Origin of the sequence: Kribbella catacumbae DSM 19601 (assembly GCF_000372465.1) — a bacterium.
Taxonomy (GTDB): domain Bacteria; phylum Actinomycetota; class Actinomycetes; order Propionibacteriales; family Kribbellaceae; genus Kribbella; species Kribbella catacumbae.
On the sequence record NZ_AQUZ01000003.1, the window covers coordinates 239,077 to 250,560 of the forward strand.

The 11,484-nt window shown below is 67.6% G+C and carries 12 protein-coding genes; 3 read left to right on the forward strand and 9 right to left on the reverse strand.

What is annotated here, in order from left to right; genetic code table 11:
• The first annotated feature begins 85 nt into the window (after window positions 1–85).
• Complete coding sequence (locus A3ES_RS0105120) at window positions 86–814, forward strand: FadR/GntR family transcriptional regulator (protein WP_020385709.1); 729 nt, start codon at window positions 86–88, stop codon at window positions 812–814.
• On the opposite strand, the gene A3ES_RS0105125 is transcribed toward A3ES_RS0105120, so the two are convergent.
• From A3ES_RS0105125 to A3ES_RS0105150, 6 genes are read right to left on the reverse strand one after another with little or no spacing between them, the layout of a single operon-like run.
• On the reverse strand, window positions 753–2,573 hold the full coding sequence (locus A3ES_RS0105125) for a GH39 family glycosyl hydrolase (protein WP_020385710.1): 1,821 nt from the start codon (window positions 2,571–2,573) through the stop codon (window positions 753–755). The genes A3ES_RS0105120 and A3ES_RS0105125 overlap by 62 nt on opposite strands.
• A 20-nt stretch (window positions 2,574–2,593) precedes the next feature.
• The gene (locus tag A3ES_RS0105130) at window positions 2,594–4,186 is read right to left on the reverse strand and encodes a glucoamylase family protein (RefSeq protein WP_020385711.1); all 1,593 of its coding nucleotides are present in this window, start codon (window positions 4,184–4,186) and stop codon (window positions 2,594–2,596) included.
• Between the two features lie 14 nt (window positions 4,187–4,200).
• On the reverse strand, window positions 4,201–5,013 hold the full coding sequence (locus A3ES_RS0105135) for a carbohydrate ABC transporter permease (RefSeq protein ID WP_020385712.1): 813 nt from the start codon (window positions 5,011–5,013) through the stop codon (window positions 4,201–4,203).
• A complete protein-coding gene (locus A3ES_RS0105140) occupies window positions 5,013–5,900 on the reverse strand; it encodes a carbohydrate ABC transporter permease (protein ID WP_083933202.1) in 888 nt (295 codons plus the stop codon). The genes A3ES_RS0105135 and A3ES_RS0105140 overlap by 1 nt, the downstream gene beginning before the upstream one ends.
• A complete protein-coding gene (locus tag A3ES_RS0105145; RefSeq protein WP_020385714.1) occupies window positions 5,900–7,195 on the reverse strand; it encodes a sugar ABC transporter substrate-binding protein in 1,296 nt (431 codons plus the stop codon). The genes A3ES_RS0105140 and A3ES_RS0105145 overlap by 1 nt, the downstream gene beginning before the upstream one ends.
• A 13-nt stretch (window positions 7,196–7,208) precedes the next feature.
• A complete protein-coding gene (locus tag A3ES_RS0105150; protein WP_020385715.1) occupies window positions 7,209–8,345 on the reverse strand; it encodes a LacI family DNA-binding transcriptional regulator in 1,137 nt (378 codons plus the stop codon).
• A 116-nt stretch (window positions 8,346–8,461) separates the two neighbouring features.
• On the opposite strand from A3ES_RS0105150, the gene A3ES_RS0105155 reads away from it, so the two are divergent.
• Complete coding sequence (locus tag A3ES_RS0105155) at window positions 8,462–9,049, forward strand: histidine phosphatase family protein (protein ID WP_051084635.1); 588 nt, start codon at window positions 8,462–8,464, stop codon at window positions 9,047–9,049.
• A gap of 87 nt (window positions 9,050–9,136) precedes the next feature.
• On the opposite strand, the gene A3ES_RS0105160 is transcribed toward A3ES_RS0105155, so the two are convergent.
• A complete protein-coding gene (locus A3ES_RS0105160) occupies window positions 9,137–9,706 on the reverse strand; it encodes a TetR/AcrR family transcriptional regulator (protein WP_020385717.1) in 570 nt (189 codons plus the stop codon).
• A 125-nt stretch (window positions 9,707–9,831) separates the two neighbouring features.
• On the opposite strand from A3ES_RS0105160, the gene A3ES_RS0105165 reads away from it, so the two are divergent.
• A complete protein-coding gene (locus tag A3ES_RS0105165) occupies window positions 9,832–10,266 on the forward strand; it encodes a DUF4267 domain-containing protein (protein ID WP_020385718.1) in 435 nt (144 codons plus the stop codon).
• Here the strand turns inward: A3ES_RS0105165 and A3ES_RS0105170 are convergent.
• Together A3ES_RS0105170 and A3ES_RS0105175 are read right to left on the reverse strand one after the other, a co-directional pair.
• Window positions 10,192–10,971 carry a GNAT family N-acetyltransferase gene (locus A3ES_RS0105170; RefSeq protein WP_020385719.1) on the reverse strand — a complete coding sequence of 260 codons (780 nt, stop codon included), beginning with the start codon at window positions 10,969–10,971 and terminating at the stop codon, window positions 10,192–10,194. The two genes, A3ES_RS0105165 and A3ES_RS0105170, sit on opposite strands and share 75 nt — an antisense overlap.
• A gap of 91 nt (window positions 10,972–11,062) precedes the next feature.
• Complete coding sequence (locus A3ES_RS0105175) at window positions 11,063–11,467, reverse strand: NUDIX hydrolase (protein WP_020385720.1); 405 nt, start codon at window positions 11,465–11,467, stop codon at window positions 11,063–11,065.
• Window positions 11,468–11,484: the final 17 nt, after the last annotated feature.

Sequence of the window (11,484 nt, forward strand, 5' to 3'; positions counted from 1 at the left end):
TTAAATGACTTAAATGGCCAGATCTCGACGAATAGCGAAGCAGTCGCTACGGTGATAGACATCCGATGTATGCGGGGAGGTATGCATGCGCGTCACCGATGAGGCGATCGACCGGATCAAGCAGATGATCGTCGCCGGCGAGCTGCGCCCGGGGGACCGGCTGCCGCGCGAACCGGACCTGGCGGCCCACCTCGGGCTGTCCCGCAGCTCGCTGCGCGAAGCGGTCAAGGCGCTCGCGCTGATCCGGGTCCTGGATGTCCGTCAGGGGGACGGGACCTACGTGACCAGCCTGGACCCGACCCTGTTGCTGGAGACGATGGGCTTCGTCCTCGACCTGCACCAGGACGCGTCGGTGCTGGAGTTCTTCGAGGTACGGCGAATCCTCGAGCCGGCCGCCGCGGCGCGGGCCGCGGTACGGATGAGTGACGAGGACATCGCCGTACTCCGTGACTTGCTGGACGAGCTCGGCCCGGAGCCGTCGGTGGATGCGCTGCTGGCCAACGATGTCGAGTTCCACCGGCTGATCGCGGCCGGCAGCGGCAACCGGGCCCTCGCCTCCATCATCGACAGCCTCCGCCAGCCCACCTACCGGGCCCGCGTCTGGCGTGGTCTGACCCAGTCGGACGCCGTCGCGCGAACCGTCGCGGAACACCGGGCGATCCTGGCCGCGATCGCCGGCCGCGAACCGGACGTCGCCCGGTCCTGGGCGACCGTGCACATCGCCGGGGTCGAACGCTGGATCCAGGAAGCGGTCAGCCTCGACTCGGCCGGAACTCCAGCAGAACCGCGGCAGGCATCGGCAAGGTCAGGGTGAGCTCGTCGCCCTCCCGTTCGACCGCGTCCACCCGCAAACGGCTCCGCTCCGCCAACTCAGTCCACTGCTCATCGGTGGGCCAGTCCCCAACCTTCAACTCATCCGCCAGAGCCACCAGATCTCCTGAGCCGGTGCCGGGGGTGAGCCAGGTGGCAGTTGCGGACCAGCTCGGGTCCACGCCCGGGACGGACAAGGTGAGCTCGCGCGTCAGTTCGGCCGCGCCACCCGACTTGGACTGGTCCAGCGTCAGGTTCCACACCAGCACGGCGATCCGATCGCGATCCCGCGACGCCCACGCCTCCACCAAACTCCCGCCACCATCACCCTCGAACGCAACCGGAAGCTCAACCGGCCCGAGCCCGCTCAGCAGCGACATCGCGTGAAAGCGCGGCTTCGCCAGCCCACCCACGGTCTGCAGCCCGAACCCACCATGAAGCAACCGCGGCGGCCGCCCCAGCTCCTCGAAGTGGTCCGACGCCACCCAATACGCCAGCGCATCCACCCGCCCGGCCGCCGACCGCATCCCGCGCAGCAGGAACACCCCGGAGAACACCGAGTCGTTGATCGGGTTGAAGTGCGTCGGCGTCACTCCCCACTCGGTCCACAGGATCCGCGCCTTGCTGAAGCCATGCCGATCCAGCGACGCCTGTACGTCGAGCGGCGGGCTCCCGTAGGTATGCGTAGTGACAAAGTCCACCGGCGACCCGCTCGAGGCGGCATGCGCCAGCAGATCGTCCACCCACCCGGCGGCGGCCGACGAGGGCCCGCCAACGGCGAGCCGCTCGTCGACGGACTTCACCGCGGCAGCGCTCACGTCGTACAGGTGCATCCATTCGGCCTTGGTGCCGGACCAGAAGACCTCGAGGTTGGCCTCGTTCCACACCTCGAAGTCCCAGCCCAGTACTTCGTCCAGTCCGTACCGCTCGACGAGATGCCCGACGAGCGCACGGACGAGGTCGTGCCAGTGCTCGTACGATTTCGGCGGCGAGATGATCGCGCCGTACTCGAAGACGGTCTTCGACGGATCCGCCGCGAGATCACGCGGCATGAACCCGAGCTCGACCACCGGCCGCAGCCCGAGCCCGAGCAGCTTGTCGTAGATCGCGTCGACGACAGTGAAGTCGTACTGCGGTTCGCCATCCACCTCGGTGTAGACGCGAGTGTCATCGTGGAAGATTGCATGCGCGCGAACCGTCCGGACGCCGATCTCGTCATGCATCCGGCGCAACGCCTGCTCCAGCTCGACCCCGATCTCGCGGCCGCCGCTGAGTTCCTTGCAGAGCAGCTGACTGAGCCGTTCACTCCCCACCATCGGCACCCATGGCCGGTGCAACTCGGTGCCCTCGGCAACGGCATCCACGGTGACCCGAATACCAGGCACGTTGTCACCGGCAACCAACGGCATCGCCTCCACCGATGCGCCCGGCCGCCCGTGCACAGTCACCTCAGGAACACTCGCCACCGCGTATCGGTACGTCGTACCGGGCGTGCAGGTCGTGTCGACATACGGTGGGGACGGCACGGACAGGAGGTCGCCGCTGTGGTGGTCGACCGGTTCGAGTGAGGCGTCGTCCAGGCCGCGCAGGATCACGTACCCGACCGCACCCGGCACCGGCGACCAGTCGACCGTGACCTGCCCGACGCCGCCCACCGCCGTCACCGACGCCGGTGGATCGAGGTCGGGCAACGAGACCGCGCGGGTCTCGTCGCTGCGAAGGGCGATCCGCTGGTCCCAGTCAGCTTTTGCGTTGCTCTGCATACAGATGGCTCCCGTTGTGGTCAGTCGAGTCCGACGGAGAACTGCTCCATCGCGATCAGTGGGCGGACCCGGCGAACCACATCGCCGACCGCGAAGTTGCGCCGGATCAGGTCGTCGGCGAAGACGTTGCCGATGGCACCCATCACCATCGCCTGGTCCAGCGACAGGTACCGCCTGGCGATCAGCCCCGACCGGACCGCGACCGAGTCGAAGAACCCGCCACCGCCGTACGCGTGCAGCCGCGACTCGATCCGCGCGAGGTTGTCGATCGCCTGCTTCGGCGCGTACTGCATCGCAAGGAAGGCCGCGTGCGGGGTGACCACGCCATCGCCGTACGTCGGGTTGGGGTTCGTCCCTTCGCGGCAACCGTCGAAACCCTTGTCGTAGTTGGTCGCCTCGAGGTCGGAGGGGTAGCCACCCGGATCCATCCCGATCGCGTCGACGCCGTAGACGGAGTACCCGCCCTTCGGGTTGCTCGCGGGGGAGAAGCCCCAGTACCCGTACTTCGCGTCGTCCAGCCCGTGCTCGATGTGCGCGCGCACGGTCAGCGGGTGGTTGATCCCCCAGCTGCGCGGCGCCCAGCTCGACTCCGGCACGAACAGGTCGGGCATCAGCGACTCGAACATGTCGCCACCCCACGACGGCACCAGCCGCATCCCGCGGTACGAGTAGCTGCCCTCGAAGACGTCGATGCCCAGGTAGGTCCGGTGCACGCCGACCGGTTTCTGCTCCACCCAGGCCCAGTCGCAGGACTCCGGGAAGGTGCGGTAGGTGGCGAAGTACTGCTGCGGTGGGACCTGCCCTCGGGCGATGCCGATGTACGGCGCGATCCGGGCCTCGGTGTTGCAGGTGTCGTAGTGGAACTTGCGGTAGTACACGTCCGGGCCGGTACCGGCGTGGTTGCCCTTGTCGATCGCCTCGTCCGGCGGCGAGGTCTCGAAGAAGCCGCCGCGCATCAGGCCCGCTCCGAGCCCGGGCCGGGCGTCGGGGTTGTAGTAGTAGGCGAAGTTCATCTTGGTCAGCAGCGAGTCCGCCAGCCGGCGAACGCGCGGCTCGGCGTTGCGGACGACCATCAGCGCTGCCGCGAACCACCCGTTGTCCACGCTGGAGACGAAGGGTGTGATCGGCTTGGTGCCGTCCGGATCGACCGTCAGGACCGCGCCGGTCGCCTCGTCGTACCAGTTGAAGTACATCCCGCTCGGCTCGTGATGGTCGACCCGGGCCATCGTCGTCAGCGTCTGCGTTAGCCGCCGGACGGACTCCTGCGGCGAGATGATGCCGAGCTCACGGGCGACCAGCGTGCTCCACAGGTAGCCGCCGATGTTGGTCGGCGACGTGTACCGGCTGCGCACGGGGTTGGTGACGGACTCCCCGATGTTGTCCGCGGGCAGCCCGGTCCGCTCGTCCGTCATCGCGACCAGGCTGCGCCAGGTGTCGCGAGCCCAGCGGCCGACCAGGGCACGGTCCTGGCGACTGGGGTGCCACCCGCCACGGAGGAGAGCGGCGGGATCCGGCGTACCGGCGTACGAGCTGGTGGTCAGGCCGGCGGATCCGGCGAGGGCGGCAGTGCCTGTGGCTGCCAGTAGCATTCGTCGGCTGATGTTGGCGGTCATCCGAGCCTCCAGAGTTATTTGATGCCGGTGATGGCGATGCCCTTGGTGACATGGCGCTGGAAGGCCAGGAAGATCACCAGCACCGGTACGACGACCACGACCGCGCCGGCCATCAGCAGGCCGAAGTTCTGCGCGTTCTGTCCGGTCGAGTACAGCGCCAGGGCGACGGGAAGGGTGTACTTCTCCTCGGTCTGGGCGACCACGAGGGGCCACAGGAAGTTGTTCCAGGAGCCGAGGAAGGTGAGGATCCCGAGGGTGGCCAGCGCGGGTCTGGTCAACGGGAGCATGATCCGGGCGAAGATGCCGAGCTCGCTGCTGCCGTCCACCCGGCCGGCGTCCATCAGGTCGTCGGGCAGGCCCTGGAAGAACTGCCGCATCAGGAACACCCCGAACGGCGAGACCAGGAACGGCAGGATCAGGCCGGGATAGGTGTTCGCCAGGCCGGCGTTGGTGACCAGCACGAACAGCGGGACGAAGGTGACCACTCCGGGCACCATCAAGGTGCCCAGGACCAGGACGAACAGCGCGGTCCGGCCGTGGAAGTTCAGCTTGGCCAGCGCGTAGCCGACCATCGAGCAGAAGATCAGGTTGCCGGCCGTCACGGCGAGCGCGACGATCGTCGAGTTGAGGAAGTAGCGCGGGAAGTTCGCCTTCGCGAACAGGTCGTCGTAGTTCTGCGTGGTAGGTGCCTCGGGCAACCAGGTCGGCGGGACCCGGAGCAGCTCGCCCTGGGTCTTGAAGCTGCCGAGGAACATCCACAGGAACGGCGCGGCCACCGCGACCAGCCCGAGGACCGCGATCACATAGACCCACCAGGTCCGGCGCATCACTTCTCCCTCAGCAGCTTGAACTGGATGAAGGTGACCACGGCGATCACGACGAACAGGATGTAGCTCATCGACGTCGCCAAGCCGTAGTTGCCGAAGCCGAACTGCTGGTAGGTGTACATCGACACCGACACCGTGCTGTTCAGCGGCCCGCCCTGCGTCATCACGAACGGCTCCTCGAAGAACTGCAGATAGCCGATCCCCGTGGTCACGCTGGTGAACAGGACCGTTGGCCTGAGCAACGGCAGGATCAGGTACCGGAACCGTTGCCAAGAGCCCGCACCGTCGAGCTGGCCGGCCTCCTCGACGGTCTGCGGGATGCCCTGCAGCCCGGCCAGGAAGATGATCATCGCCGAGCCGAAGTTGCGCCAGACGGCCATCATGATCAGCGATGGCATCGCCCAGGTCTTCGACGCGAGCCAGTTCGGCCCGTCGATGCCGACCCAGGACAGGACCGTGTTCAGCAACCCGGCCTCAGGCGCCAGCACGAACCGCCAGATCACCGCGATGGCGACGATCGAGGTGATCACCGGCAGGTAGTAGCCGACCTTGAACAAGCTCTGGAACCGCTTCACGCCGCGATCCAGCAACAGCGCCGCCGCCAGCGCGAGGACGAGCGTCAACGGCACCCCGACCAGGACGAAGTACGCCGTGTTGAGCGCCGCCTTGCGGAACGTCTCGTCCTGGAACGCCTTGACGTAGTTGCCGAAGCCGACGCCGTTCACCGCGAACGGCGTCCGCAGATCGCGCTGCCTGAGATCGGTGAAACTCATCCCGAGCGACCCGAGCACGGGGCCCGCGGTGAAGGCGAGGAAGAGGGCGACGAACGGCAGCGTGAGGATCCACGCGGCCGCGGTCTGCCGCCCTCGCGCTGACACCGAACTCATCAGCTACCGGTGCCGATCGCCGCGGCCTTGGTCTGGATCGCCTTCGCGGTGTCGGCGGGGGACTGGCCGGCCTTGGCCATCTTCTCCACCTCGGCATCGAAGGCGGTGGCGACCTGCTCCCAGTTCACGATCGCGGGCGGCGCCTTGGCATCCTCGAGCTGCTTGCCGAACACCGGCAGCAGCGGGTCGCTGGCGATGCTCGGGTCCTCCCAGGCGCTCTTCACGGCCGGCAGATCGGTGGACAACTTGAACCACTGGGCCTGCGTCTTGGCGTCGGACAGCCACTTCACCAGCTTCCAGGCGCTGTCCTTGTTCTTGCTGTTCTTGAAGACGACGAAGTTGCTGCCGCCGACGAACGACGTCGCGGTCTTGTTCTTCGGGAGCTGGAAGACGCCGATGTTCGGCTTGATCTTGTCGCCGCCGAGCTTGGCCACCGAGCCGGCCATCCACGGACCGGAGATGAACATCGGCACCTCGCCGCTGACGAACTGCGCCTCGGTCTGGTTCGGCGGCAGGTCGGTACCGGCCAGCTTGTCGGTGAAGAAGCTCTGGTAGTACTTCAGCCCCTCCTGCATCTCCGGGGTGTCGAACGTGAACTCCTTCTGGTCGTCACCCGTGATCGACGCGCCCGCGGACCAGGCGAACGGCATCACCGTCTGCCAGGACCCGGTCCCGCCCGGCTGCAGATTGATCCCGTACTTCGCTCCCGCCTTCTCCTTCATCGCCTTGGCCATCGCCTTGAGTCCGTCCCAGTCGGCCGGCGGCGTGGTGATCCCGGCCTTGGCGGCGAGGTCCTTGCGGTAGTAGACCAGCCGCGTCTCGACGTACCAGGGAACGCCGTAGCTGGTGTCGCCCACCTTGGTGGTCTCGTTCGCGCCCTCGAAGAACCCGCTGGTGTCGATCCCCGATGGTGTCGGATCGAGCGCGCCGAGGTCGGCGAACTCACCCATCCAGGTGGTGCCGACCATCGCGGCGTCCGGCAGTGTCTGCGCGGTGATCGCGGTGGTGAACTTGCTGTGCGCGGCATCCCACGGGATCGGCGTGACCTTCACCTTGACGCCCGGGTTGGCCTGCTCGAAGGCGGCGGTCAGCTTGGGCAGGTTCTCGCCCTCGGTGCCCATCGCCCAGACGGTCAGGTCGCCGGTGGCGGGTCCTTCGCCGATACTGGTCGTTGCCTTGGGCGCCGATTCGGGGGAGTCCTCCGTGGAGCGGCCGCAGCCGGTCAGCGCGAGAGCTGTCGCCGTGAGAGCCGCACCGCCGATCACCAGTCGGCGGCGGGTGGTCTGGATGAACATAGGTCGTTTCTCCTCAACCGGTTGGTCGTGCTGCCTGTGTTTCCCCCGGTCCTGTGCCGCAACTACCCCGCAGCACAAGCTCTGTCCCCAGTACGTCGTTCCGCGCCCGCGTCCGCTCGCCCGTGATCCGCTCATGCAACCGCTGAGCAGCCAACCGCCCCAACTCGGCCATCGGCTGCCGCACAGTCGTCAACCCCGGCGACACATACCGAGCCGCCATCACGTCATCCCACCCGGTCACCACAACGTCATCGGGTACGCCGACGCCGCCCGCGGCCAACGTCTTCATCACCGCAAGCGCCAACTCGTCATTGGCACATACAAGGCCGTCCGGACGCCCTGCAGACCAGCGCCCCTCGCCTCCTGCCGCCCCGCCGTCGGCTCCACCGGCCGCGCTGTGCTCGGCGCCCCCGCCGTGCCTTCCCGCTGCCAGGCCGGTTGCTTCCAGCAACTTTGTTGCGAACGCTGCACCCGCCTCCTCGGTCAACGGCATCCGCTCGGGCTCCGGCACCTGCAACCCCCGGGCGCGGAGCGCCGCCGAGAAGCCCGCGTACCGCTCGGACACGTCGTACGAGCTGGCGGGATCTCCAACGAACAGTAGGTTTTGGCGGCCGTGCTCCAGCAGGCGGTTCGTCAGCTGTTCCGCGCTTGAAGCGCTTTCACTCCGTACTGAGTCGCAGCCCGTGAGCGGCGGATGTGCGACCAGCACGATCGGCACATTCGCCCGCCGCAGATCCTGGACCGCCGGCAGGTCGAGCGCGTTGCCGTGGACAACGATTCCGTCGACTCGACCGGCCAGATCCCGCAGGCTCTTCAGCGGGTCCGGGTTTCCGTGGGTGACCGTCAGGATCACGCTCTGACCATGCTCGCCGGCCCACCGCTCGTACCCCATCAGCAGATCGCCGTAGAACGGGCCGGCCAGGTCGGGCAGCACGAGCCCGTGCGCCTCGTGACGTTGCACCGCGAGACTTCGGGCGGCTCGCAGTGGCACGTAGTTCAGCTCGCGCGCCGCCTGGTCGACCTTGGTCCTGGCCTTCGCCGACACCGGCCCAGTGCCTTGCAGGACACGCGAAACCGTCGCGATCGACAGCTGCGCCAGCGCCGCGACGTCGTAGATCGTCGCGGGTCTGCCGGTCGGTCCGGACGGCATCCGTGGTCTCCTGTCGCCAAAGTGGAAGCGCTTACAGTTTCCGACCCTGCCTTGTTCCGGTGCTGTTGGTCAAGGGTTCGTCCAGAGGTGAACAGACTTTCTGCGACGATGTCCGGGTGAGCACACACGCAGAGTCAGCGGAGCGGAAGGACCGGCTCTGGCTGGTCCGGCACGGCGAGACCGAGTGGAGCAAGTCGGGCCGGCACACGTCGACGACGGACCTCCCACTGACTCCGGAGGGGGAGCGGATCGCGGCCTCGCTGACCGACCGGCTGGCGGGTCAGGAGTTCGATCTGGTGCTGACCAGCCCGCGGCAGCGCGCCCGGCGTACGGCGGAACTCGCGGGGTTCGGGAAGGCCGAGGTGGACGACGATCTGGTCGAGTGGGACTACGGCGACTATGAGGGCATCACCACTGCGGAGATCCGCAAAACCGTGCCCGGCTGGACGGTCTGGGCGCACCCCACGCCCAACGGGGAAGCCCCGGCGCAGGTCTCGGCCCGCCTCGACCGCGTCAACGCCCGGATCGCCGCCGTCGACGGCGACGTCCTCGTCTTCGGCCACTCCCACGCCCTGCGCGCCTTGACCGCCCGCTGGCTGGAACTCGACGTCACCGAAGGCCGCCACTTCGTCCTCAACACAGCCACCGTCTCCATCCTCGGCTGGGAACGCGGCTCCCCAGCAGTCCACCAGTGGAACGCCTGACCCGATGTGTCCCGACCGACAGGACATAGTGCCGATTCTGGGGTCCGGCGGGTTGGCACTGAGCGTGACCTTTGGGCGTGGGTGTGACTATGTCCTGTCGGTCGGGACAGCAACCAGGTTGACGAGTAGCTCGACGCGGTTCTCGTGGTGGTCCGGTCGCAGCCGCTTGCCGGCCTGGAGTGTGGCCAGTCCGTGGAGTGAACTCCAGAAGAGTTCGGCAAGCGTCTCGGTAGCGCCGTCGGCGTACGGGTCGACTGCGGCGAGGAAGACGGCGAAGGCCGCGCGCAGGCTGGCGGGGATCTCGCCGACGGCAAACGTCAACTCGCTCCGCCGTACGAACATCGCCTGATACAAGGCCGGATGCTCACGAGCGAACGCCAGGTACGCATCCGCCAACCCCCGCAACTTCGCCCGCCGAACACCCTCCGTCAGCGCAACGGTGAGTTCTTCGAAGCCCTGGAGGGCGACCGCGGACGCGATGGCGTCCATGTTCTTGAAGTGGCTGTAGAGGACCGGCTGGCTGTACTCGACCTTCTCGGCGAGCTTGCGGGTGGTGACCGCGTCCCAGCCCTCCGCCTCGGCGAGCTCCCGGGCGGCGTCGACGATCAGCCGGCTGCGCTCCTCGCGCGCCTTCTCTTTCCTCTGCTGGGCTGGCATGACCCTGACCCTAGCATCGCTAGACAATCTAGCGACGGCAGCGCTAGCATCGCTATGAAAGCTAGCAACGCTAGAATCGCTCCCTTCGCCTTCCTTCCTTCCTTCCCTTGCATTGGAGAAACGACATGACCCTGCGCCGCCTGACCACCATCCTGACCGTCGTCCTCGGCCTCGCGCCGATCACCTTCGGCCTGAATTTCCTGCTCGACCCGCAAGGTGCCGCGAGCGGGTTCGGCATCGACCCCTGGCCGACCGGCAACGAGGCCGGGTACTTCGCCGTCAAGGCCGGCCGCGACCTCGCCTTGGGACTGAACATCCTCGTCCTGCTCGCGCTCGGTCAGCGCCGCGCGACCGGCATCGTGATGGCCCTCGTCACGCTCGTCCCGATCGTCGACATGGTCACCGTCCTCACCCATGGCGGTTCGGCCGCCACGGCCCTCGGCATCCACGGTCTGACCGCCGTCATCGTCGCGATCGTCGCCGCCCTACTCCTGCGGGAGCGCCCGCTCGTAGAGGTCGATCGCGCAGTACTCCCGAAAGCCGAGGCCGCCATAAACTGACCGCCCAGCAGGCGACGCCCCCAGTACGGCGTACTGGCTGCCCGAGTCCCGCGCCTCCCGCAGTACGGCGGCCGTGATCGCGGCGCCTATCCCGCGTCGCCTCGCCTCGGGCACTGTCATCACGAAGTACAGGCCGGCCACCCCGGCCGCGAGGAACACCGTCGCCGTGGCTACGGGCTGATCACCGAGATAGCCCAGATAGTGCCGCCACGGATCGGTGACGCCCAGTCGCCGATAGACCTCACTCACCCACCGCGCTTCCTTTGGGCCCTCGCCGAAACCCCGGCCCAGGGTGTGCTCCCAAACCCCCAACTCCGCAAGGCCGATCCGCTCGACCCGCAGGCCGGCCGCCTCGGCCTCCCGCAGTTCGGTGAGGCGGAGGGCCATGCCTGGTTCGCTGCCGGCGTGAGAGAAACCCGCGGCCAGCAAGCGATCGCCAAGGTCCAGCGGCCGCATCGACGGACCGACGTGCCAGCTGCCCGGTACGCCGTGATTCTTCAACTCCTGTAAGGATTCCGCGATCACCTGATCGGCATCGTCAGCCGCGCAGGACACGACCGCGTTGTGGTAGTCGATCGGCGATCCACCGATCGTCCACCGCACCTCATGGTCGGACCGCTGGCGCCCACCACCCGCGGCGCCCATCGCCAGCAGCAGTTCGGCGGCGTTGTCCTCGATCGCGCGGATCAGCTCGGCGTCGTCCATCTCCGTAGTCTGCCGTGATCGCACCGACAGGTTCGAGTGATTAGGGCGTGTCTCCTTGTCTCGTGCGTGCTGCGCGGCACGGAGACACGCCCTATCCCGGCAACGCGTTCCATTGCGCCAGCGTGGAGGCGAGCAAGGTGGAGGTCGGCAGGTTCTCGAACTCCTCGCGGTTCACGAACCGGGCGTCCAGCGCGTCGTCACCCGCCGTCAGCGTGCCACCGACCGACGCCGCCTGGTAGTCGCGGATCACGTACAGCTTGCCGTTCGGGGCGTCCCGTTCGACCTCGCCGACCAGCTCACCGACCTCGACCCGCAGGCCGGTCTCTTCGGCGACTTCCCGCGCCACGGCGGTCAAATCGTCCTCGCCCGGCTCGACCCGGCCACCCGGCAACGACCACAGTCCGCGGCCCGGTTCTCCTGCTCGCTGGATGACGAGCAGCCGGTGCTGTTCGTCGTACACGAGAGCGCCGACACAGTCGACCCGTTGCGGTTCCATGGGGAAAACCATAGGGC